19 protein-coding genes are annotated in these 21,278 nt (G+C 66.4%); 5 read left to right on the forward strand and 14 right to left on the reverse strand.

Going from position 1 to position 21,278, the window contains the following annotated elements:
* Positions 1 to 36: 36 nt before the first annotated feature.
* Positions 37 to 1,347, forward strand: coding sequence for a dicarboxylate/amino acid:cation symporter (locus CFE35_RS16240; RefSeq protein ID WP_292932085.1), 1,311 nt, complete (start codon positions 37 to 39; stop codon positions 1,345 to 1,347).
* A gap of 12 nt (positions 1,348 to 1,359) precedes the next feature.
* Here the strand turns inward: CFE35_RS16240 and CFE35_RS16245 are convergent, their stop codons facing one another.
* Genes CFE35_RS16245 through dapB form a run of 3 tightly spaced genes read right to left on the reverse strand, consistent with a single transcriptional unit; the run spans position 1,360 to position 3,220 of the window.
* Positions 1,360 to 1,788: a hypothetical protein gene (locus CFE35_RS16245; RefSeq protein WP_292932087.1), complete on the reverse strand. Its 429-nt coding sequence runs from the start codon at positions 1,786 to 1,788 to the stop codon at positions 1,360 to 1,362.
* Entirely contained in the window at positions 1,785 to 2,486 is a 702-nt protein-coding gene (gene nth, locus CFE35_RS16250; RefSeq protein WP_292932089.1) for an endonuclease III, read from the reverse strand. The genes CFE35_RS16245 and nth overlap by 4 nt, the downstream gene beginning before the upstream one ends.
* Positions 2,483 to 3,220 carry a 4-hydroxy-tetrahydrodipicolinate reductase gene (dapB, locus tag CFE35_RS16255; protein WP_292932091.1) on the reverse strand — a complete coding sequence of 246 codons (738 nt, stop codon included), beginning with the start codon at positions 3,218 to 3,220 and terminating at the stop codon, positions 2,483 to 2,485. The genes nth and dapB overlap by 4 nt, the downstream gene beginning before the upstream one ends.
* A 38-nt stretch (positions 3,221 to 3,258) precedes the next feature.
* Here dapB and CFE35_RS16260 point away from each other — a divergent pair, with 38 nt between their 5' ends.
* Positions 3,259 to 3,975, forward strand: coding sequence for an NAD-dependent deacylase (locus tag CFE35_RS16260; protein WP_292932093.1), 717 nt, complete (start codon positions 3,259 to 3,261; stop codon positions 3,973 to 3,975).
* On the opposite strand, the gene CFE35_RS16265 is transcribed toward CFE35_RS16260, so the two are convergent.
* The 7 genes from CFE35_RS16265 to CFE35_RS16295 form a co-directional block, all read right to left on the reverse strand.
* Complete coding sequence (locus CFE35_RS16265) at positions 3,964 to 4,731, reverse strand: HesA/MoeB/ThiF family protein (RefSeq protein WP_292932095.1); 768 nt, start codon at positions 4,729 to 4,731, stop codon at positions 3,964 to 3,966. The two genes, CFE35_RS16260 and CFE35_RS16265, sit on opposite strands and share 12 nt — an antisense overlap.
* Before the next feature lie 201 nt (positions 4,732 to 4,932).
* The gene (gene dnaA / locus CFE35_RS16270; RefSeq protein ID WP_292932329.1) at positions 4,933 to 6,336 is read right to left on the reverse strand and encodes a chromosomal replication initiator protein DnaA; all 1,404 of its coding nucleotides are present in this window, start codon (positions 6,334 to 6,336) and stop codon (positions 4,933 to 4,935) included.
* Between the two features lie 556 nt (positions 6,337 to 6,892).
* Positions 6,893 to 7,153, reverse strand: coding sequence for a 30S ribosomal protein S20 (gene rpsT / locus CFE35_RS16275; RefSeq protein WP_292932097.1), 261 nt, complete (start codon positions 7,151 to 7,153; stop codon positions 6,893 to 6,895).
* Between the two features lie 148 nt (positions 7,154 to 7,301).
* Positions 7,302 to 8,756: a cytochrome P450 gene (locus tag CFE35_RS16280; RefSeq protein ID WP_292932099.1), complete on the reverse strand. Its 1,455-nt coding sequence runs from the start codon at positions 8,754 to 8,756 to the stop codon at positions 7,302 to 7,304.
* 80 nt (positions 8,757 to 8,836) lie between these two features.
* On the reverse strand, positions 8,837 to 9,850 hold the full coding sequence (gene hemH, locus CFE35_RS16285; RefSeq protein ID WP_292932101.1) for a ferrochelatase: 1,014 nt from the start codon (positions 9,848 to 9,850) through the stop codon (positions 8,837 to 8,839).
* 8 nt (positions 9,851 to 9,858) lie between these two features.
* The gene (locus CFE35_RS16290) at positions 9,859 to 12,147 is read right to left on the reverse strand and encodes a molybdopterin cofactor-binding domain-containing protein (protein ID WP_292932103.1); all 2,289 of its coding nucleotides are present in this window, start codon (positions 12,145 to 12,147) and stop codon (positions 9,859 to 9,861) included.
* The gene (locus tag CFE35_RS16295; RefSeq protein ID WP_292932331.1) at positions 12,144 to 13,073 is read right to left on the reverse strand and encodes an Mrp/NBP35 family ATP-binding protein; all 930 of its coding nucleotides are present in this window, start codon (positions 13,071 to 13,073) and stop codon (positions 12,144 to 12,146) included. Before CFE35_RS16295 ends, CFE35_RS16290 begins: the two co-directional genes overlap by 4 nt.
* A gap of 193 nt (positions 13,074 to 13,266) precedes the next feature.
* Here CFE35_RS16295 and CFE35_RS16300 point away from each other — a divergent pair, with 193 nt between their 5' ends.
* The 3 genes from CFE35_RS16300 to CFE35_RS16310 all read left to right on the forward strand — a co-directional run bounded on the left by CFE35_RS16300 (position 13,267) and on the right by CFE35_RS16310 (position 16,929).
* A complete protein-coding gene (locus CFE35_RS16300; RefSeq protein WP_292932105.1) occupies positions 13,267 to 14,367 on the forward strand; it encodes a protease modulator HflK in 1,101 nt (366 codons plus the stop codon).
* Between the two features lies 1 nt (position 14,368).
* Positions 14,369 to 15,226, forward strand: coding sequence for a protease modulator HflC (locus tag CFE35_RS16305; protein WP_292932106.1), 858 nt, complete (start codon positions 14,369 to 14,371; stop codon positions 15,224 to 15,226).
* Between the two features lie 122 nt (positions 15,227 to 15,348).
* Positions 15,349 to 16,929, forward strand: coding sequence for a Do family serine endopeptidase (locus tag CFE35_RS16310; protein WP_292932107.1), 1,581 nt, complete (start codon positions 15,349 to 15,351; stop codon positions 16,927 to 16,929).
* A gap of 81 nt (positions 16,930 to 17,010) precedes the next feature.
* Here CFE35_RS16310 and CFE35_RS16315 read toward each other — a convergent pair whose 3' ends face one another.
* From CFE35_RS16315 to CFE35_RS16330, 4 genes are all read right to left on the reverse strand, one after another.
* On the reverse strand, positions 17,011 to 19,152 hold the full coding sequence (locus CFE35_RS16315; RefSeq protein ID WP_292932108.1) for a transglycosylase domain-containing protein: 2,142 nt from the start codon (positions 19,150 to 19,152) through the stop codon (positions 17,011 to 17,013).
* A 170-nt stretch (positions 19,153 to 19,322) separates the two neighbouring features.
* Positions 19,323 to 19,721, reverse strand: a complete 399-nt coding sequence (gene msrB / locus CFE35_RS16320) for a peptide-methionine (R)-S-oxide reductase MsrB (RefSeq protein WP_292932109.1) — start codon at positions 19,719 to 19,721, stop codon at positions 19,323 to 19,325.
* Positions 19,722 to 19,804: 83 nt separating this feature from the next.
* Positions 19,805 to 20,254 carry an NfeD family protein gene (locus CFE35_RS16325; protein WP_292932110.1) on the reverse strand — a complete coding sequence of 150 codons (450 nt, stop codon included), beginning with the start codon at positions 20,252 to 20,254 and terminating at the stop codon, positions 19,805 to 19,807.
* A 4-nt stretch (positions 20,255 to 20,258) separates the two neighbouring features.
* Positions 20,259 to 21,257: an SPFH domain-containing protein gene (locus CFE35_RS16330; protein ID WP_292932111.1), complete on the reverse strand. Its 999-nt coding sequence runs from the start codon at positions 21,255 to 21,257 to the stop codon at positions 20,259 to 20,261.
* Positions 21,258 to 21,278 lie beyond the last annotated feature (21 nt).

Below are 21,278 nucleotides of genomic sequence, written 5' to 3' on the forward strand. Positions count from 1 at the left end.
AGTCTCTCGCCCCAAACGACACAGGGAACCGCAACCTTGGGCAAGCGCCTGACACTCTACATCCTGATCGCCCTGTTTGCCGGTATCGGCGTGGGCTATGCGCTCAATGTGTCCTATCCGGCGGGCGACAAGAGCCTTGCCCAGATCGCCGATCTGCTGAAGCTGCTGCCCGAGGTGTTCCTGCATCTCATCAAGATGATCATCGCGCCGCTGATTCTGGCGACGCTGGTGACCGGCATTGCCAGCATGGGTGACAGCAGCGCGCTGGGCCGCATCGGCGGGCGGGCGCTGGCGTGGTTCATCACCGCCAGCCTCATTTCGATCGGGCTCGGGCTGGTGCTGGTCAACTTGTTCCAGCCGGGCGTCGGGCTCAACATCACCGCGACCACCCCGGTAGGCGAACTGGCCACGGCAGACTTTACCTTGCGCCACTTCGTGCTCGAAGTGTTCCCCACCAGCGCGCTCGATGCGATGGCCAAGAACAACGTGCTCCAGATCCTCGTGTTCTCGATCTTCGCAGGGCTGGGGCTTTCGGCGATGGGCGAGGAAGCCGCGCCGCTGGTGCGCGGCTGCGAGGCGCTGGCAACGCTGATGCTCACGATCACCGGCTATGTCATGCGCGCTGCACCGTTCGCGGTGTTCGGCGCGATGGCCTCGGTCATCGCGGTGCGCGGGGTCGGCATCATCCTGACCTACGGGACCTTTGTCGCGGAGTTCTACTTCGGGCTCCTGATCCTCTGGACGATGCTGTTCGGGCTCGGCGGGATCTTCCTCGGCAAGCGCGTGCTCCTGCTGGCGCGCTATATCCGCGAGCCGATCCTGCTCGCCTTCTCCACCGCCAGTTCGGAAAGCGCGCTGCCCAAGCTGTTCGAACAGCTCGACCGGTTCGGCGTGCCGCGCCGCATTTCAGGCTTCATGCTGCCGCTGGGCTACAGCTTCAATCTCGATGGCTCGATGATGTACACCAGCTTTGCGACGCTGTTCATCGCGCAGGCCTACAACATTCCGCTTTCCGCCGGGCAGCAGGTCGCCATGCTTCTGACCTTGATGATCACCTCGAAGGGCATCGCCAGCGTGCCGCGCGCGAGCCTCGTGGTGATCGCCGCCACGCTCACCCAGTTCGGCCTCCCGATCGAAGGCGTCGCGCTGCTGCTGGGCGTCGACACTTTCCTCGACATGGGCCGCACCGCCACCAACGTGGTGGGCAATGCGGTGGCCACCTCGGTCATCACCAAGTGGGAAGGCATGCTGCAAGTGCCGCTGGACCCGGACGCGCCCGAGGCTGTGCCCCCGCACGACACGCCGGAGCATGGACGCCGGGGGCTGCACCTCGATCCGGAGGCCTGACCGGGCGGCTCCCTACTTCGTCTTGTCGAGCGTCACCGGCTGGAACATCCCCAGCCCGCACGATCCGCGCGGGCCGCCGGCCGCACCATTGGCGAACACCGTGATGATATCGACATTGCAAAGCTGCGAAAGCGAGGTCTGGTAGGAGAAGGCCTTCTCGAACCCGAGCGAATAGCAGCGGTTGGGCAGGGTGTTGCGATACCACTTGGTCCCGCTCACCCGGAAGTCGATGGTCCAGTCATCGCGCACGCGGCTTTCCTGGATCTGCGCGATGGAAATGCAGCTGACCGGCTTTCCGGCGAGCGTGGCGGCGGGGACATCCTTCGCATGGCCATCATTTCCCGTGGCATTGCCCGTGGCCGGATGGGGTGCGCACGCCCCCAGTGAAAGCAGGGCGGTCGTGGCGGCAGCAGCTTTGGCGGCGAACGTGAAGTACCTCATGGCAGCTTTTCCTTGGCTCTTCGCGTCCCGGTTGCCCCTTTCCGAGTCGCAGGCTTCGCCCCCTGCTCCAGAATCTTCCCCTTATACCCGCAAAGGTCAACCACCTCGCAGCGCCAGCATTCGGGGATGCGCGCCTTGCACACATAGCGCCCGTGCAGGATCATCCAGTGGTGCGAGCCGACACGGAACGGCTGCGGCACGCGCTTCTCCAGCTGCTTCTCCACCGCCAGCGGAGTCTTGCCCTTGGCGAGGCCGGTGCGATTGCTCAGGCGGAAGATATGCGTATCGACCGCGAAAGTCTCCGCCCCGAATGCGCAATTGAGCACGACATTCGCCGTTTTGCGCCCCACGCCGGGCAGCGCCGTCAGCAAGTCGCGGTCCGCCGGAACCTCGCCGCCATGCTCGCGCACGAGGATTTCGGCCATGGCCATCACGTTCTTCGCCTTGCTGTTGAACAGGCCGATGGTCTTGATGTGCTGCTTCAGGCCTTCCTCGCCAAGGTCCAGCATGTCCTGCGGCGTCTTCACTTTGGCAAACAGAGCGCGCGTCGCCTTGTTCACGCCGACGTCCGTCGCCTGCGCGGAGAGGGTTACCGCGACGAGGAGTTGGTAGACATTGCCGTATTCGAGCTCGGTCTCGGGCGAAGGATTGGTTTCCGCAAGCCGCCGGAAGAACTCGAAAATCTGGTCCTTCTTCAAAGCCCCAGCACCTCGGGCATGCTGTAACGCCCCGGCTCCTTGCCGATCAGCCATTGCGCCGCGCGCACCGCACCGCGCGCAAAGATCGCGCGGTTTTCGGCGAGGTGCGAAAGGGCGATGCGTTCGTTGTCCGCCAGGAAATGCACGGTGTGATCGCCCGCCACGGTGCCGCCGCGCAAGGCCGCGAAGCCGATGGTCCCCGCCAGCCTGGCGCCCGTCACCCCGTCACGCCCCGCGACCCGTTCCTCGGCCAGCCGCACGCCCCGGCCTGCTGCCGCCGCTTCGCCCAGCAGCAGCGCGGTGCCCGATGGCGCATCGACCTTCATGCGGTGGTGCGTCTCGACAATCTCGATATCCCAGTCCTCGCCCAGACGCGTGGCCGCCTCGCGCACCAGATGCGCCAGCAAGGTCACGCCGAGCGAGGTGTTGCCCGTCTGGAGCACCGGCACGGATACCGCCGCCGCATCGACCAGCCAGTGATGCCGCTCCGCGAGGCCCGTCGTGCCCACCACGATGGGAATGCCCGCATGGATCGCCGCATCGAGATTGAATTCCAGCGCTGCCGGGGCCGAAAAATCGACCAGCACATCGCTCGCCTGCGCCAACGCGAGCGGATCGCCGCCCTGATCGATCCCGCCAGAGACGTCATGCCCCGCCGCCGTGATCGCATCGGCCAGCGCCTGCCCCATGCGCCCGGCGCTGCCGATAATGCCCACTCTCGCCCCAACGGTCATGCTTGATCACCTCATGTCTCGCGTGCTTCATGGCCGCGATGCAGACCATTCGCAACATCGTGATCCTGACCGGAGCCGGGGTTTCCGCCGAAAGCGGGATCGATACCTTCCGCAGCGCCGGGGGCCTTTGGGAACAGCACCGGGTAGAAGACGTCGCCACGCCCGAAGGCTTCGCGCGGGATCCCGATCTGGTGCTGCGCTTCTACGACATGCGCCGCGCGGCGATCCAGACGAAGGAGCCCAATCCCGCGCACCACGCACTGGGCCGCCTCGAACGCGAATGGCCCAAGCGCGTGCCCGGCGGCAGCGTCACCCTCGTCACCCAGAATGTCGACGATCTCCACGAACGTGGCGGCTCACTTTCCGTGATCCACATGCACGGCGAGCATCTCACCGTGTGGTGCACCGCCTGCGATGCGCGGGTGGCTTGGCGCGAAGCCCTGCTGCACCGCCCGCCCTGCCCGCAATGCAGCGCGCCCGCGCTGCGCCCCGATGTCGTGTGGTTCGGCGAAGTGCCCTACCGCATGGACGAAATCTTCGCCGCGCTGCGCGAAGCCGACCTTTTCGTCTCGATCGGCACTTCGGGCGCGGTCTATCCCGCCGCAGGCTTCGTGCGCACCGCGCGGGACATCGGCGCGCAGGCGCTCGAACTCAATCTCGAACGCTCGCAGGGTTCGCAGTGGTTCCACGAAACCCGGCTCGGCCCCGCGAGCGAGACCGTGCCCGCGTGGGTGGAGGAACTGCTAGGCGGCTGACCCGCAGGTCCGGCACTCCGGATCCTTGGCAATCCGCATCGAACGCAGCGCAGGCTTCAGCCCGTCGAGCACATGGACCTGCCCCCACTGCGGATCACCCAGCGTGGACACCCCCTCCAGCAGCACCCGCATCGCCGCCATCGCGCCGAACGCGCCCACCATGCCGACCATCGCGCCCAGCACGCCCGTATCGGCGCAGGTATCGCAATCCTCGGCATCGAACGCATCGCCCACAAAGCAGCGATAGCAGGCATGCCCCTCGCGGTGCCCCGCAAAGCTCGCTACCTGCCCCTGAAACCGCCCCAGCGCCGCGCTGGTCAGCGGAATGCCCGCCGCCACGCAGGCATCGGAGACCGCGAGGCGGGTCGCGAAGTTGTCGCTGCCATCGAGCACCACATCCGCCCCCGCAATCAGGTCGGCAGCGTTGTCCCGCGTGATTCGCAAGACATGCGCCTTGCCTTCCAGCGCCGGATCGAACGCCCCCAGCCACGCGGCAGCCGCTTCGGCCTTGGGCCGCCCGATATCGTCCGTGCCGAAAATCGTCTGGCGCTGGAGGTTGGATGCCTCGACCACATCATCATCGATCAGGGTGAGCCGACCGATCCCGGCCCCCGCCAGATATTGCAAGGCCGGACTGCCGATGCCGCCCATGCCGATCAGGACGACATGGCTGGCCACGAGCTTCGCCTGCCCCGCGCCGCCGACTTCGGGGAGAACGATATGGCGGGCGAAGCGGTCGAGGCGGTCGGGAGTCATGGGAGGGAGTTAGGGGGGAAGGGGAGAAAATGCGAGGGCCATCGCCCTCGCGCTCCCGGGAATTGGTGCAGGACAGCTTAGTAGCGCACCCCGGCGACGCCGGAGAGATGAAGCCGCTTCGCGGTTGGTGCGCAACCGATAGGCCACGCGCCAAACTCCCGGGAGCGCGAGGGCAATGGCCCTCGCACCTTCCCTTATCCCTTAATCCTCAAGCTGCCGCAGCAGAGTCCGCACATCGCCGTCCATATCGGCATCGCGCGTGCGCAGTTCCTCGATCAGGCGGACGGCATGGATCACGGTCGAGTGATCGCGCCCGCCGAACTTGCGGCCGATCTCGGGGTACGAACGCGGCGTGAGCACCTTGGCGAGGTACATCGCGACCTGACGCGGGCGCACGACCGCGCGGGCGCGGCGCTTGCTGGCCATTTCAGTGCGGTCGACGCGGTAGAACTGGCAGACCATGCGCTGGATTTCGTCGATGGTGATCCGGCGGCGGTTGGCCGAAAGGATATCGGTTAACTGTTCCTCGGCCAGTTGCAGCGAGACCGGCTGGCCGGTGAGCTGGGCGTAGGCGATCAGCTTGTTGAGCCCGCCGACGAGTTCGCGCACGTTGCGGTTGATCGTGCGGGCGAGGAATTCGATCACGTCCGCCGGGACCTGGCTGGCGGTGAAGCGCGCGAGGCGGTGTTCGAGGATCTTGCGGCGCAGATCGATATCAGCCGGCTGGATATCGGCGACGAGGCCCATCGAGAGGCGCGAGAGCAGGCGCTGCTCGACCCCGTCGAGCGCTTGCGGCGCACGGTCTGCGGCGACGACGAGGCGCTTGCCCGCGCTCATGAGCGCGTCGATCGTGTGGAGGAATTCCTCCTGCGTGGAGGCCTTGCCGATGATGAACTGAATGTCGTCAACGAGCAGCAGGTCGAAACCCCGCAGGCGCGCCTTGAATTCGAGCATCTCGTTCGAGCGCATGGCTTGCACGAACTCGATCATGAAGCGCTCGGCCGAGCAGTAAAAGATGCGCGCACCCGGGCGGGCGGCGGCATAGGCGTGGCCAATGGCGTGGAGCAGGTGCGTCTTGCCCTGCCCGGTCGAGCCTTTGAGGTAGAGCGGCGAGAACTGCGGCGTTTCCAGAGCGGCCATGCGCTGCGCGGCATTGACCGCGAGGACGTTGGCCGTGCCGGAGACGAATTCGGCGAAGGTCAGCGAGGGATCCAGCCCGGTGACCGCTCCATCGGCGCTGAGCGGCACGGCGGCCTGGCGCTGAATCGGCTGGATCGAGCCGGAATCGTTGGCGGCAAGACCGCCCATCCGCAGTTCGGGCATGGCACGGCGGCGCGGGTGAACGGTGATGCGCACCTGGCGAACTTCCGAACGCGCGATCTTCCACGCGAGCGAGAGCCGGTCGGCAAAACGGTCCGCCACCCAGTTCGCGGAGAACTCGGTCGGCAGGAACAAGTCGAGCGTGCCGGTTTCCTTGCAGAACGTGCCGACCTGAATCGGCTTGATCCACTGGCTGTGAAGCTGCGGGCCGAGGTCCTTCTTCAGCCCCTGGCTGATGTCGGACCAATCCGCTGCCAGATCGAGTGCTTCCTGATCCTCGATCATCGCGCTTTCACGTACCTTTCTGCCCGGAGCAGCCTGTGCCGCCTGGGCTGCGGTGCCCCGTCCACCGCCGCCTGCGAATTCATCCATCTTCACGCGTCGCTGCCCTCACCCCGATGGCCTGCTTAAGCACCCCTGCCGCAGGCACAAATCTACCCCGAGCCAGAAAGCACCCCTGCTTCTGGCCATGAAACTTGCGATGTTCGTGACCCCGGGAGCGCCGCCAGACTTGCTGAGGCATGTCTCGCACCGCACCGGGAAGACCTGCTTATTGGCCTTGTGGAGGGATTCGCAAGCGCTGCTTCGCAAAAAAACTGAAATAAAGAATCTTGACGTAGCAAACGTGGCGGAAATCAATCAACACATTGAAAACATTATATTTTGCCTCGTCAGGCTCGCGAATCGGCAGAAATCCGCGACTCGTGCATGACAAGCCTGATCCTGCGCAGGCCAAGGCGCATGTGACACTGCCGAAACAAAACGCGGCCGGCGCCAGAGGCACCAGCCGCATAGTGTCATTGTTCGTAGCGCACCTCCTAGAGGGAGGCGTGCGAGCGAATCAGAGCGAAGCGACTCGCTTCGTCAGGCGCGACATCTTGCGCGCCACGGTGTTCTTGTGGAGCACGCCGCGCGCCACGCCGCGCGCCAGCTCAGGCTGGGCGGCATGAAGCGCTTCAGCCGCAGCGGCCTTGTCACCACCGGCGATCGCGGTTTCGACCTTCTTCACGAAAGTGCGGATGCGCGAAAGGCGGTTGCCGTTGATTTCGGCGCGGTTGGCGTTGCGACGGATGCGCTTACGGGCTTGCGGCGTATTGGCCATGTCTGTCCTGTTTCAAGAGCTTTGGCGGCCCGCTGGAAACGGGCTGCAAACAATCTGGTTCACCCCAGAAAGGCGGCAAGCCATCCGGGAAAGCGCGGCCCATAACTGCGGCATGGCGAATCGTCAACCGTTTGAACGGTTCGTCCGGTCAGACGAGCCTGACGAATTTCACGCTGAGCCCGTCGCGCGGCTTGGGGATCGGCCAGGGCTGCCACGTTGGCGCATAGCCCGGTTCCACTTCCACCCGGTAGCGCGTGAGGATGTGGTGGACGAGCAGCTTGGTCTGCATCGTGGCGAAATGCAGGCCAAGGCACATGTGCGCGCCGCCACCATAGGGGATCCACGCATATTTGTGCCGCGCCGCCACGGCCTCGGGCGTGAAGCGCAAGGGATCGAAGCGGTCGGGATCGGGCCAGAGCACAGGATCGGCATGGACCGCCGAGGCGCTGACATCGACATCGGTGCCGGCCGGAATGCGGAAACCCCGGAAGGTGAAGTCCTTCAGCGCCCGGCGCGGGGTGGACGGCACCGGCGGCATGATCCGCAGCGCTTCCTTCATCGCCATCTCGGCAAGGTCCAGCTTGCCCAGGGCGTCGAACGCCAGCGGCACGCCATCCCCGCCCGCCGCCGCGCGGGCCTCGGCGCGCAGCTTCTCCTGCCAATCGGGGTTTTTCGCGAGGTGCCAGATCAGCGTGGTGAACGAGGATGTGATCGTATCGTGCGCGGCCATCATCAGGAAGATCATGTGATCGACCACGACGTCCTCTGGCAGCAGTTCGCCGTCTTCGTCATCGCCCGAGTTCTCCCTGCGCGCCAACGCGAACTGGCTGAACATGTCCGGCCCGGGATTCGCGCGCCGCTCACGCAGCAGGCCGGTGAAGTATTCCACCATCAGCTGCCGCCCGGCATAGCCCCGGCCCATCGCGGTGAACGGCAGCGGCCGCCGAATCGGGGCGACGGCGGCCTGCACCATGTCGACGAAGGCCTTGTTGAGCCGGTCTGCTTCCGGCCCGAACGGCAGGCCGAGAAAACTGGTTGCCGCGGTCTGCAAGGTGAGCGCCTTGATCGCGGGATAGAACTTGCGCGGCCCTTCGCCCCAGGCTTCGACGCCGCGCGCGATATCGACGTTGAGCTGGTCGCAGTAGTGCCGCATCGGCTCGGGCTTGAAGGCGATGGAGAGCGCCTTGCGGTCCGCCCGGTGCGCCGCGAAATCCATCAGCATCAGCCCGCGCGGGAACAGCAGGTTGAGCACCGGACCCCAGCCCTGTTCGGAACTGAAAATCTTGTCCCGGTCGAACAGCACCAGCTCGTTCGCATCCGGCCCGATCAGGATGATCTGCCGCCGCCCGAACCCGCGCGTGCGGTAGACGTCGCCATGCTTGGCGCGCATGCGCTTGCCGAAACCGATGGGATCGGCGAGCAACTGGAACGTGGTGCCGACCAGCGGCCAGCCATCCTCACCGGGGATCGAATCGAGCTCGCGTTCATCTTCCACGCGGATCCAGTGCGGATTGCCACGTTCGGACTGTGCGTCATGCGGGCGGATGGGCCGCGACGGCGATGCTGCCAGTGATGCTGCCAAAGACGGTGCCTGTGTAGCCATGCCGAAGCTCCTGAATTTAACCGTGCGGTTAATGACACAGGTGTCAGCAATGTCAATCGAGTGGGTTCAGATCGGGGGCTTCAGATCCAGCCCGCAAGCTCCCGCCGCACCAGCGCTTCGAGCATGTCCATGCCCGCATCGCCCGCATTGAGGCAGGTGAGTGCCGCAAAATGCGTGCCGCCCGCCGCTTCGAAATCTTCGCGCCCGCGGATGCCCAGTTCCTCGATGGTTTCAAGGCAATCGGACGAAAAGCCCGGCGCGGCGATGGCCATGCGGCGAATGCCGTTGGCGGCCTGCACCTTGATCACGTCGTCGGTCGCTGGCTCCAGCCATTTGGCGCGGCCGAAGCGCGACTGGAAACTGGTGGCGAGCTTCAGTTCAGGGTGGGTTGCGGCAAACCGCTCACCCAGCAGGCGCGCGGTCTTCTGGCAATGGCAGTGATAGGGATCGCCGAGCCGCAGCGTGCGCTCTGGCATCCCGTGGAAGCTCAGCACCAGCAATTCGGGCGCGAAATCGAGCGCATCGATCTGTCGTGCAAGATCGGTATGCAGCGCGGTGATCATCAGCGGATCATCGAAATAGGGCGGCAGGGTGCGCAGCGCCGAGACGCGGCGGCGATCCTTGATCCAGTCCGCCACGGCATCGAGCGCGCTGGCCGTCGTCGCGCCCGAATATTGCGGATAGAGCGGGGCGACGAGAATGCGCTCGCAGCCATCGGCCAGCAGCCTGTCGAGTTCGGTGGCCATCGCGGGCTTCTGGTAGCGCATGGCGTGGCGCACGATCGCGGCGTCTCCCAGCCGCGCCTGCAGCGCGCGTGCCTGCGCGGCAGTGTGAAACGCGAGCGGCGAGCCTTCCTCGGTCCACACCTGGCTATAGGCATGGGCCGATTTGCGGGGCCGCGTGCGCAGGACGAGCCCGCGCAGGATCGGCTGCCAGAAGATCTGCGGAATCTCCACCACGCGGCGGTCGGAAAGGAACTCGGCGAGATAGCGCCGCACGGCGCCTTCATCGGGCGCGTCGGGCGTGCCGAGGTTGACCAGCAGCACTCCGATCTTGCCGGTGAGTACCCGGGGATGGTCGGCAGGTTGGTCCATGGCGCTGATCAGAGGCCTTCAGAAAGCAGGGGGAGACGGCGGAAGCGCAGTCCTGTGGCAGAAAACAGCGCATTGGCAATGGCAGGTGCGACGGCAGTGGTCGCAAGTTCGCCGGGATCGAACGGATGCTCGTCCGACTCGGCAAACGCAATATCAACCTTCGGGCAATCGGCAAGCAGAGGCAGGCCCAGTTGGGCAAGACGCCCGGCCGTCGGCAGCCCTGCGGCATAGCCGGTGCTGCCGCCAACCGCCTGCGCCAGCGCAAACAGCATCCCGCCCTCAACCTGCTGGCGCGCGATATCCATATTCACGATCCGCCCGAGATCGACCCATGCCGAGAGCTGATCGACCCGGATCGCGCCTTCATCCTGCCGCGCGGTGGCGACGACCGCGATGAAGCCGCTGCGCAGCCCTTCAGGCGCGGCCAGATCCATGCGGTGGCAGGCAATGCCCTGGCCCGAGGCATCCGCCCCGCCGCCCCACATCGCCATGCGCGCCGCGCCGACCAGGCAGGCGGCAAGGCGCGGCTGCCCCGTCAGCATACCGATCCGATAGGACAACGGCTCGGCCCCGCCGAAATGGGCGCATTCATCGATGAAGCTTTCGGTGATGAAAGCGCCATAGGCATGGGCATTGCCGCGATACCGCGCGGTGGGCAGCGGCAGCGCCACTGGCACGTGATCGACCGCGCGTTCGGGGATCGCATAGAGCGGCATCGCGCCTGCGCAGGCCAGCGGATCGGCACGGCCCTGCGCCGTCGCCTGCGCATCGGGCGCGTCCATCCCGTCCAGCAGGCGCGCGCCTGCTTCGATGGCCGTGGCGGGCAGCGCCAGCCGGGTCCGCCAGCCCAGCAGCTGGCGCTTGTCCGGCCCGATCGAGGCGGACAGCAGCGCCGAAAGCGGCGTGCGCGGATAGCCCGCAAGCGATTCTTCCCAGCGCGACCACATCAGTTGCACCGGGCGGCCCAGCGCCTTGGCGATCAGCACTGCCTCCACCGCGATGCGCGCATCGAGCCGGGCATCGAAGCTGCCGCCGGCGTGCATCGCATAGACCACCACATTGCGGCGCGAGAGCCCCGCCGCGCGCGCCGCCTGCCGCCGCACCAGTTCGGGCGCCTGCGTGGCGAGCCACAGCTCCAGCCTGTCCCCCGTCAGCCGCGCGGTGGCGGTCGCGGTTTCGAGCGGGGCATGAAGCGCAGGCTCAATGTCATAGCGCGCGGTAAGGCTGGGCTTCGCGAGCAGAGCATCGGGATCGCCTTCGGCCATGACGCGGGTGCCTGCGCCTTTGCGCAGCGCGGTGTCGATGCGGGCGTCCAGCGCAGAGGAATCGGCAATGCGACCGGCTGCGCGAAAGCGCGGCTCCATCGCCAGCACCGCCTTGTGCGCGGCGTGCCAGGTCTTGGCCGCCACGGCGACCCAGCGCTTTGCGCGAACCACGCCGACCACGCCGGGCACTTTGCTGGCCGCCTTGCCGTCGTAAGTCGAAAGCACGGTATCGCCCTGCGGTCCGTGGACAATGGCCGCGTGGACCATGCCCGGCACACGCACATCGCCCGCAAACACGAAGCTGCCATCGGCCTTGACGGGCAGATCGAGCCGGGGGAAGCGCGCGCGGGCGCCATCGGGGAACTGGCCGGGCCGCTCCTTGGCAGGCTCCGCGCGCAAGGCGGGGGGATCGGGCGGATCGTATGCCACCGCATCCGCGATCAGCGCCGCGAAAGCGATACGCTGCTTGCCGTTCACCACGAAGTGTCCGGCGGTGTCGCATGTCTCCCACGCCACGTTCCATTTCGCCGCCGCTGCCTGCATCAGCATGGCCCTGAGGCCCGCCGCCGCCGCGCGCAGTGGCGCTTCGAACGCGGCCAGCGCCGTGCCCTCGGCGGTGATCATCAGCGGTTCGCGCTCCGCATGCACGCGCGCCAGCCAATCGTCGGGGCTGTCCGCCAGCGCGGGAAGCAGGCGCGGTTGCCACAAGGGAGCCCAGCGCGCGGCCAGCACGGGATCGCCATAGACCGGGCTGGCAGGCGCAGGCTCCACGCCGACGCGCTTCCAATCCGCGCCGAGTTCGACCGCGACGATCTGCGCCATCAGGGTAGTGATCCCCTGCCCCATTTCGCAGACCGGCACGGCCACGCTGATCGCGCCATCGGCGGCAAGCCGGATGAAGCTGTCGAACACATGTTCGCCCGGCCCCGCCACCAGCGCGCTGGCATAGCGGCGCGGCGCAAGCGCGAAGAGAGCAAGCAGCGCGCCCGCGCCGCCCGCGCCAATCAGCAGCCCGCGCCGGCTGAGCCTCATCCCTGCGGTGCGTCCAGCCAGGCGAGCACCTGCCGCGCGATCCCGGCGAAGATGTCTGCCTCAGGCCCATCGCCCGCCGCCGAAGGTTCACCCGCATCGCTCGACTGGCGGATCGCCAGGTTCAGCGGCACGCGGCCAAGGAACGGCAGGCCCATCGTCTTTGCCGCCGCTTCCGCGCCGCCCTGCCCGAACGGATCGCTACTTTCGCCGCAATGCGGGCAGACATAGCCCGCCATGTTCTCGACCATCCCGATCAGCGGCACATCGCCCTGTTCGAACAGCCGGATTGCGCGGGCCGCATCCATCAGCGCCAGATCCTGCGGAGTGGAGACGATCACTGCGCCTGCGGGCTTGTGCTTTTGCAGCATGGTGAGCTGCACGTCGCCGGTGCCGGGCGGCAGATCGACGACGATGATTTCCGCGTCACCCCAATGGGCATCGATCAGCTGGCCCAGCGCATTGCCCGCCATCGGCCCGCGCCACGCGATCGCCTGTCCCGGCTGCACGAGGTGCCCCATCGAGAGCATCGGCACGCCCCACGGGCTTGGCACCGGATACATCTTCTGGCCTTCGGCTTCGGGCTTGCGACCTTCGGTGGCAAGCAGGCGCGGCTGCGAAGGGCCATAGATATCGGCATCGACCAGCCCGACCTTGCGCCCCAGCCGCGCCATCGCCACCGCCAGATTGGCCGAAAGCGTCGATTTGCCCACGCCGCCCTTGCCAGAACCGACCGCGACGCTGCGCCGCGTAACACGGTCCGCCGTCATGCCGACACGCACGTCCGCCGCCCCGGCAGCGCGCGCGGCTTCGCGCACTTTCGCTTCCAGCGCGTCGCGGCCAGCGCGGTCCAGCCCGCTGACTTCAAGGATGATGGAGGCCGTTTCGCCGTCCACTTTCGCTGTCTGCAACCGCGCCCCTGCGGCCATGCGCAAGGCTTGTTCCAGTGTCGTCTGATCGAGGCTCAATGCCGTTATCCCATGCCTGAAGGGCGCTTGCCCCAACGGACGTCCCCCTAGCAGAGGAATTTTGGCAGGGAGACACTGTTTTTAACCGCAGAGCGTACCTATAGTCCTTCTCATGATTTCTTTCGGTGGACGACTGTCGCGGATCGGCCTGGCCATGGCCGGCAAGAAAAGCCCTTGGGGCTCGGGCGAAGCGGGGAGCGGCGAACCTGCCGATGCACCTGCTGGTGAGGGCGGAGACGCTGCACCGGACAGCGCACCGCCGCCGCGCGGCGGCAATGGCCCGCGCAATCCGTGGCTGCCGCCTGCATCGGGCGATGGCCGCCGCACGCAGACGCTGGAAGACCTGTTCAAGCGCCGTGGCGGCGGTGGCGGCGGCGGAGGCAACGGGTTCCGGCTGCCGACACGCCCCGATGGCGGCTCATGGGTGCCGGTTGCCGTTGGTATCGTGGTCCTGCTCTGGCTGGGTGCCACAATGGTTCACCGCGTCTCCCCGCAGGAAAAGGGCGTGGTCACCACATTGGGCGCCTATAGCCACACCATCGATTCCGGCGTTTCGTTCACGCTGCCCTGGCCGATCCAGATGGTCGAAGTGGAAGACGTCACCTCGATCCGCCGCGATTCGATCCCCGAAGGCGATGGCGAACGCCTGATGCTGACCGGCGACCAGAACCTCGTCGATCTCACGTATCTCGTCCGCTGGAACATCAAGGACCTCAAGCTCTATACTTTCCAGTTGGCCCAGCCTGACGAGACGGTGAAGGAAGTGGCTGAAGCCGCGATGCGCCAGTCCATCGCCGAAGTGACGCTGAACGATGCGATGGGCTCTGGCCGCGCCTCGATCGAGGCCAGTGTGCGCGAGCGCATGCAGCGCATTCTCGATGCCTACCGTTCGGGCGTGAAGATCCAGGGCGTGGAAATCAAGAAGGCCGATCCGCCCGCCAAGGTGGTCAATGCCTTCAAGGACGTGGCGGCGGCGCAGCAGGACGCGCGCAGCGAAGTAAACCGCGCCGAAACCTGGGCCCAGCAGCTGACTCAGCGCGCGCAGGGTGAGGCGACCGCGTTCGACAAGGTCTATGCCCAGTACAAGCTGGCCCCCGAGGTGACACGGCGACGCATGTATTACGAAACGATGGAACGCGTGCTCAGCCAGACCGACAAGGTCATCCTCGAAACCACCGGAGTCATGCCGTATCTGCCCCTGCCCGGGATGAAGCAGACGCCGCCTGCCGAACCGGCAACCGGGGAGCGCCGCTAAGATGGAACAGACCCTGATCCGCCTGTGGCAGGAACAGAAGGCCGTGCTGATCGCAGTGGCCGTTGCTCTTGTCGTGCTCCTGAGCTGCGTGACCGTGGTGGGCGAAGAAGAGCAGGCTGTGATCGTGCGGCTGGGCGAGCCCAACCGCGTGGTCAACCGCTTCCGCCCCAACACCGATTTCGGCCAGACCGGCGCAGGCATCGTGCTGCGCGTTCCGTTCATCGAACAAGTGGTGCGGATCGACAAGCGCGTGCTCGATGTGCAGATGGAGCGCCAGCAGGTTACTTCGGCGGACCAGCGCCGGCTCGAGGTCGATGCCTACGCCCGCTTCCGCGTGATCGATCCGGTCAAGATGTACCAGACCGCCGGGACAGTTTCGCGCGTCGCCGAGCAGCTTTCGCCGATCCTTAATTCGGCGCTGCGCCAGGAACTGGGCAAGCGCACTTTCGCCTCGCTGCTCACCGCGGATCGCGGACAGGCTATGGTCAATATCCGCAAGGGGCTTGACCGCGAAGCGCGCGAATATGGCGCGCAAGTGATCGACGTGCGCATCAAGCGGGCCGATCTTCCCGATGGCGCCCCGCTCGACAGCGCCTTTACCCGCATGGAAACCGCGCGCCAGCAGGAAGCCGCCACCATCCGCGCCGGCGGCCAGAAGAACGCGCAGATCATCCGCGCCACAGCCGAGGCGACGGCCGCAAAGACGTATGCCGACAGCTATGGCAAAGACCCGGACTTCTACGATTTTTACCGCGCCATGCAGAGCTATGACACGACATTCTCGCAGAAGGGCAGCAGCACTTCGATCGTGCTTTCGCCCGACAACGCCTATCTGCGCCAGTTCAAGGGCGGCAAGTAAGCGCTCCTGCTGCTGGCCGAACGTGTTATTCAATCCCGGTTCAGGCGCTGAGATGTGAAAGCAATGCGCGGAATTGGAAGCCGGGGACCAGGTGCGCGGGCCTCCCGCGATCCGCCGCTGACATGAAGAGGAATTGCCAAGTGCGATACGCTTACGGAGTGACTACGGCGCTGCTCCTCGCCGGCAGCGCGCTGACCCTGACGACGGGCTTCCCTGCCGGTGCCCAGGTGGCGCAGAATGATTCCGCGCAGATGCAATCGGTCGTCCCGCGCGGCGGGGCTCCGGCCAGCTTTGCCGATCTGACCCAGCAGCTCCAGCCAGCGGTGGTCAACATCTCCACCCGCCAGCGCGTGAAGGTGCAGAACAACAATCCCTTCGCGGGCACCCCGTTCAGCGATCTGTTCGGCGGCGGCCAAGGTGGCGGCGGCGGACAGCCGCAGACGCGCGAGGCGCAGTCGCTCGGTTCGGGCTTCGTCGTCTCGGCGGATGGCTATGTCGTCACCAACAACCACGTGATCACCGCCGAAGGACAGGGCGAGATCGAATCGATCACCGTCACCATGACCGACGGGACCGATTATCCGGCCAAGCTCATCGGGCGCGATGCGGCTTCCGATCTAGCCGTGCTCAAGATCAGCGGCACCAAGCCGTTCCCGTTCGTGAAGTTCGGCGATTCGCGCCACGCCCGCGTGGGGGACTGGATCATCGCCATCGGCAATCCGTTCGGCCTCGGCGGCACGGTGACCAGCGGGATCATCTCGGCAGTCTATCGCAACACCGGCTCGGGCTCGGCCTATGATCGCTATCTCCAGACCGATGCTTCGATCAACCGGGGCAATTCGGGCGGGCCGATGTTCGACATGGCCGGCAACGTGATCGGCATCAACAACGCGATCTTCTCGCCCACCGGCGGCAGCGTCGGCATCGGTTTCGCCATCCCGGCAGAAATCGCCGCCCCCATCGTCGAAAAGCTGCGCAACGGTCAGGCGATCGAGCGCGGCTATCTCGGCGTGCGCATCCAGCAGCTTTCGGATGACCTTGCCGCCAGCCTTGGCCTCGCCAAGAATCGCGGCGAATTCATCCAGTCGGTCGAGCCCAATCAGGGCGCGGCCAAGGCCGGGATGCAACCGGGCGACGTCGTCGTCAGGGTCGACAACAAGGACGTGACGCCGGATCAGACGCTGTCGTTCATCGTGGCCAACACCGCGCCCGGCAAGCGCATCCCGATCGAGCTCATCCGCAATGGCCAGCGCCTGACGGTGCAGGCCATCGTCGGCAAGCGGCCGAGCGAGGAAGAGCTGGCGCAGCAGACCTTCGATCCCGATGCCCAGCAGGGCGACGGTGACAGCTTCGGCGGGCAAGGCCAGAATCAGGGCAAGCCGAGCAAGCCCGCAGGGCCGGTGGTGCAGCAGGCGCTCGGCATCGCCGCAATTCCGCTGACCCCGCAGATCGCCCGCCAGCTCGGCGCGACCGAGGACACCAAGGGCGTGGTCATCACCGCGGTCGACGATTCGGCGGACGCAGCGGCCAAGGGCCTCCAGCGCGGCGACATCGTGCTTTCGGCCAACTACAAGCCGGTGGCGACCGCCGCCGATCTCGAAGCCATCGTGCGCCAGGCCAAGACCGAGAACCGCGAGGCAGTGCTCCTGCGCATCCAGCGCCGCGGCCAGCCGCCGGTCTACATGCCCGTCCGCATCCGCTGATCCGGCACACCACACAAGGGGGGCTGGCGGACACGCGTTCGCCAGCCCCCCTTGTGTGCCCCGGACGGGCCGGAAGAACGCTTAGTTCGGCTTGGGGCTAGGTGAGGGACGCGGGCGGGGGCGCGCGGGATCGGCCTGCCGTCCGGTGGCCCGGTTGAGGAAATCATCCCCCGCCGCCGCTGGTGCGCCATCGGGCACGGGAATGCCCTGCTCGCCGTCCGGCGCGGCCACATCGGCGCCCGGCACGCGGTTCTGCGCTCCACCCTGGGCACCGGGTTCCACGATGTTGCCATTCGGATCGGCATAGAAATAGCCGTCGGGATTGGCCTGCATCACCTCGTCATCCGGCTCAAGCTGCCACTGCGGCAGCTTGAGATCGGTATCGAACTTTTCAGGCGGGCGCTTGGCCGTGGCGACCTTCATGTAGGCGGCAAAGGCGCGCGCGGGCGCGGTGCCGCCCTGCAGGCCGGGCACCGGGTGCGCATCATCGCGGCCCATCCACACGCCCGTGGTGATCCCGCTGGAGAAGCCGAGGAACCACCCGTCCTTGTTCGAACTCGTCGTCCCCGTCTTGCCCGCCACCGGACGGCCGATCTGCGCGGCCCGGCCCGTGCCGATGCTGACGGCCGACTGGAGGAGATCGGTGATCCCCGCCGCGACATACGTGGGCACCAGTTGCTGCGCCGGATCTTGCCGGTGGCTGTAGAGCACTTCGCCTTCGGTCGAGGTGATCTTGCGGATGCCATAAGGCGTCACCGCGCTGCCCTTGGCCTGCACGGCGGCAAACGCGCGGACCATATCGATCACGCGCACATCGGATGAACCCAGCACCATCGAAGGCAGCGTGTTGATCGGCGTGGTGATGCCAAACCGGCGCGCCATCTGCGCCACCGCGCCAAAGCCGACTTCATTGCCCAGCTGCGCGGCCACGGTGTTCTTGGAATAGGCAAACGCGCTGCGCACGTCGATCGGCCCGGCATATGTCCCGCCCGAATTGCGCGGGCTCCAGCCGTCGATGGTCACCGGCTCGTCCACCACTTTGGCATCGGGCGTATACCCGGCCTCCAGCGCGGCGAGATAGACGAACAGCTTCCATGCCGAACCCGGCTGGCGCACCGCATTGACCGCGCGGTTGTAGTTCGAGGTGACGTAATCGGTGCCGCCGATCATCGCCAGCACCGCGCCATCGCGGTCAAGGCTGACCAGCGCCCCCTGCGAGCCCTTGGGCACATTGGCCTGGATCGCCTCGGTCGCGGCGCGCTGGGCCGTGGGATCGAGCGTGGTCCATACCTCGATCGGCTGGTCGTTGTCCGGAAGCAGCAGATCAAGCTGCGGCAGCACCCAATCGGTGAAATAGCGCGCCGAGTTCTGGCCTTGCTCGGCCGCGAGCTTCACGCCCTTGAGATCGACCGCCGCCGCCTGTGCCGGGGTGATCTTGCCCGCTTCCTGCATGGTCTGCACCACCACTTTGGCGCGATCCACGGCAGCCTTGGCGTCGGCCGTGGGCGAATAGTGCGACGGCGCTTTCACCAGCCCGGCAATGATCGCCGCTTCGCCAAGGCTGAGCTGCTCGCCCGAATGGCCGAAGAACTTGCGCGCGGCGGAATCGATGCCATAGGCGCCGCCGCCGAAGTAGACCTTGTTGAGATAGAGTTCGAGCACCTGGTCCTTGGAGAACTTCTGCTCGATCGCCATCGCCAGCAGCGCCTCGCGGATCTTGCGATCGAACGTGCGGCTGTTGTTGAGGAAGATGTTGCGCGCCAGCTGCTGCGTGATCGTCGATCCGCCCTGCCGCCAATGCCCGCTCTGGATGCGCACCATGACCGACCGCACGATGCCGATCGGATCGACGCCCCAGTGTTCGCGGAAACGCCGGTCCTCGACCGAGATCATCGCGTCCTTCAGGGTTTCCGGAATGCGCTCGTAGGGCACCCAGCGGCCATAGCTTGGCCCCAGCGTGACAATCTCGGACCCGTCGCTCGCGCGCACGACAATGGTCTGCCCGCTTTGCGAGGTTTTCATCTTGTCGTAGCTGGGCAGCGAGCGTTCGGTGATGAACACGGCAACCGCCAGCGCCAGCGCGCCCAGCAGCGTGAACGCAGTGCCCCACACGAACAGTCGCCGTAGCCAGCGACGGAGGAACGAAGGCTCCTGCGGGCCTTGTGAACGGCGCGAAGCGCCGCGCTCCGGCTCGGAGCGGCGGGGAAAGTCCCGTCTGGCCATCAGCTTTGCATCAGCTCCCACATGCCGCGGTGCACCTTGGGGTGCAACTCGCGCTCCCGTCCGCAACCCCATGCATAGGCGATTTGGAACACAGGGTTAACCCGGAAGCGACGATTGCCACCGGAGAAACCGAAATGAGCGAAACGGCGAAAGGTCGCCAGCTGCGCGGCTCAATCCTCGGGCGTGAAATCGAGCGAGGCGCTGTTCATGCAATAGCGCAGGCCCGTCGGCCCCGGGCCATCGGGAAAAACGTGGCCAAGGTGGCCATCACAGCGCGCACAGCGCACTTCGGTGCGGACCATGCCGTGGCTCACATCGCGGTGCTCGTCGACCGCTTCGGGTTCGACCGGCGCGGTGAAGCTCGGCCAGCCCGAGCCGCTGTCATACTTGGTGCCTGACGTGAACAACGGCGCGCCGCAGCCCGCGCAGTGATACTGGCCGGTGAGCTTGTTCTTCTCGTACTTGCCGGTGAAGGCCCGTTCGGTGCCGCCCTGGCGCAGCACCTGGTACTGCTCGGGCGAAAGCCGGGCGCGCCATTCGGCATCGGTCAGGTTCATCTTGTCGGGCATGGATCGGATCGTCCTGTCTCGGGGAGGAAAACGGGGTTCGCTTTCGCATATGGGCAGGCACCGCGCGCTCGGCAAGCGGGCGATCAGTGCAAGTGTTCGACCACCAGCACGGTGCCTTCCGCCCCCGTCACGCGCATTCGCGTGCCGGGCTGCGCATCGGGACCGCGCACCAGCCATTCGGTATCGCCGTGGCGCACGCGCCCGCTGCCGCCTTCGATCACATGGGTGACCAGCACGCTCTGGCCGATCAGTTGCCCGCCCCGGTCGTTGAGCATCGGGTCCGCGCTCGTTACCGGATGGCGCAGCACCCAGCGCCGCCCCGCCGCCAGCGCCAGCGCACACAGCACCACGAACAGCACGATCTCGGCCTCCAGGCCGATGGGCATGGCCGCGGAAACCAGCCCGGTCAGTAGCGCCGCGGCCGCCAGCCAGATCAGGAAATAGCCCGGCGCGACAATCTCGGCGATGGCCAGCGCCACGCCCAGCGCCATCCAGCCCCAATGGAGACCAAAAAGCTCGCCCAGCTGCGCCACGGGATCAGCCCTGCACCGGAGGAGGGGGAGCCGGATTCTGGGGCGGGGCCGGCACCACGCGCGGCACGCGGGGGCTGGCGGGCGAAGGCGCGCCGGGCTTCGGGCTCAAGGCATCGCCCAGCAGATCGCCGATCCCGCCCAAGGCGCCGACCAGCTGCGTCGCCTCGATCGGGAACAGGATCGTCTTGGCGTTGGGCGATGTGGCGAACTCCTTCACGGCCTCCACATACTTCTGCGCAATGAAGTAATTCAGCGCCTGCGTGCCGGATGAGGCAATCGCGTCAGACACCACCGTCGTCGCCCGCGCTTCGGCCTCCGCTGCGCGCTCGCGCGCCTCGGCATCGCGGAAAGCGGCTTCGCGGCGCCCTTCGGCTTCGAGGATCTGGGCCTGCTTCTCACCCTCGGCGCGCAGGATTTCCGAAGCGCGCGAACCTTCCGCTTCAAGGATCTGCGCCCGCTTCTCGCGCTCCGCCTTCATCTGGCGGGCCATCGCGTTGGAAATATCGGCAGGCGGACGGATATCCTTGATCTCCACGCGGGTGATCTTGAGGCCCCACGGCGAAGTGGCATGATCGACAACCGCCAGCAGCCGCGCATTGATCTCGTCCCGCTTTGAAAGCGTTTCGTCGAGGTCCATCGAGCCCATGACCGTGCGCAAGTTCGTGGTCGTCAGCTGCATGATCGCGACATAGAGGTTCGAAACCTCGTAGGCCGCCTTGCCTGCATCGAGCACCTGGAAGAACACGATCGCATCGACGCCGACCATCGCGTTGTCGCGCGTGATGATCTCCTGCCCCGGAATATCGAGCACTTGCTCCATCATGTTCACCTTGTGACCGACCCGGTCGATGAACGGCACGATGAAATGGAGCCCCGGCTGCGCAGCAAGCGAATACCGGCCCAGCCGTTCGATGGTATAGACATGGCCTTGGCGCACCACGCGTATCCCGGTGGCCAGATAGACCACCGCCAGCCCCACGATCAGGATCAGCACCGCTTCCACGTCTCGTCCCCCCAAGCCAAA

This window comes from Novosphingobium sp. PASSN1, assembly GCF_002278815.1.